General features: G+C 65.8%; 2 protein-coding genes and 1 pseudogene. All 3 read left to right on the forward strand.

Annotation, left to right across the window (positions count from 1 at the left end):
- The coding region (locus ACYVDE_RS22280; RefSeq protein WP_460503730.1) for a T9SS type A sorting domain-containing protein at window positions 1-578 on the forward strand (578 nt) is incomplete at its 5' end.
- Between the two features lie 20 nt (window positions 579-598).
- Complete coding sequence (gene msrB / locus ACYVDE_RS22285) at window positions 599-1,075, forward strand: peptide-methionine (R)-S-oxide reductase (protein WP_460503731.1); 477 nt, start codon at window positions 599-601, stop codon at window positions 1,073-1,075.
- A gap of 215 nt (window positions 1,076-1,290) precedes the next feature.
- Window positions 1,291-1,571, forward strand: a pseudogene (locus tag ACYVDE_RS22290) (excinuclease ABC subunit A); the annotation flags it as partial.

Raw genomic sequence — 1,571 nt, forward strand, 5'->3', positions numbered from 1 at the left:
AGCCGATGCAGGCCGTGGCGGCCCTCAGCCGCACCCGGCACGTGAGCTCCGGCGACCTCGACGGCGACGGCGACCTCGACCTGCTGGTGACCAACGACCGGGGCATCACCCAAACCCTGCTCAACAACGGCAATGCCCAATTTGCGGCGGCCTCGGCCATTCTCATCGGCTTTGAGCCGTTCAATTTTGCCGAAGCTGCCGATTTGAACGGCGACGGCTCGCTGGACATTTACACGGGCCACTCGACTTTTAATCCGGCCATGCAGCACGGCCTGGATATTTTCTTCAACCAGCCGCCCATTATCACGGCCACTGCGGCGGCCCGGCCCGCGCTGGCCTTTTCGCTGGGCCCCAACCCGGCGCAGCAGCAGGTGGCCATTGTCCTGCCCGCCGAAGGTGGGGCAGCCCGCTTCGAGCTATACGATGCCCTGGGCCGGCTAGTGAAGTCCTGGCCCGCGCAGCGGCCGGCCACTGATGGAACCGTACTGCTCTCCCTCGCCGGCATTGCCCCCGGGGTGTATTCGGTGCAGGGCACCACCGCCACCCACCGCGGCACCCAGCGTCTGGTGGTGCAGTAGCAGCCCATCAACTCCCGTTTATGCTGCGCTGGAAAGACGTCCTCACCTACGCCAAATACGGCAACCCCGAGCCACCCCGGCACTTAGAGCTTTCGGCAGCGGAATGGGCCGCGCGGCTGTCGCCCGAGCGGTTCGCCGTGCTGCGCCAGCACGCCACCGAGCCGCCCTACCGCAACGCCTACTGCCGCAGCTACGCACCGGGCCGCTACGCCTGCGCCGGCTGCGGCACGGTGCTGTTCGAGGCCGACGAGAAGTACCACGCCATTTCGGGTTGGCCCAGCTTCCGGCAGCCGGCGGCGCGCGGGGCAGTGGCGTATTTCTTTGATACCAGCTTTAATATGGAGCGCATCGAGGCGCGCTGCAACGCGTGCAACGGGCACCTGGGCCACGTGTTTGCCGATGGGCCGGAGCCGGCCGGGCTGCGGTACTGCATCAACTCGGCGAGCTTGGTGTTGGTGGGTGACGAGGTGCCGCAATCCGAGCAGGCTGACGGCTAGCGCTTCGCCTGCCCAATTTCCACGCTGATGACGCTTTCGTAGAGCGGCCAGCAGCGACAACAGCAGCACCACCAAAAACGGGTAGACTTCATCAGACGGAAATTCAAGGCGTTCCCAAAGTAACGCTTCTGGCTGCCAACGCCCAACCCGATTTTTTTCGGATGCCGGGCCGCCGCCTGCGTATGCACTGGCTGAACGTTTCCCGGCTGCCCGTTATGTCTAATTTCTCCCCTGCTGATTTCCCCGGTTTCGTGCGCGTGCGCGGCGCCCGCGAGCACAACCTCAAAAACGTCGACGTCGACATTCCGCGCGATGCGCTGGTGGTGTTCACGGGCGTGTCGGGCTCGGGCAAGAGCAGCCTGGCGTTTGGCACGCTCTACGCCGAGGCCCAGCGCCGCTACCTCGAGTCGGTGTCGCCCTACGCGCGGCGGCTGTTCCACCAGATGGCCGTGCCCGAGGTGATGGCCATTGAGGGGCTGCCGCCGGCCGTGGCGTT

The sequence above is a fragment of the Hymenobacter agri genome, assembly GCF_054778495.1.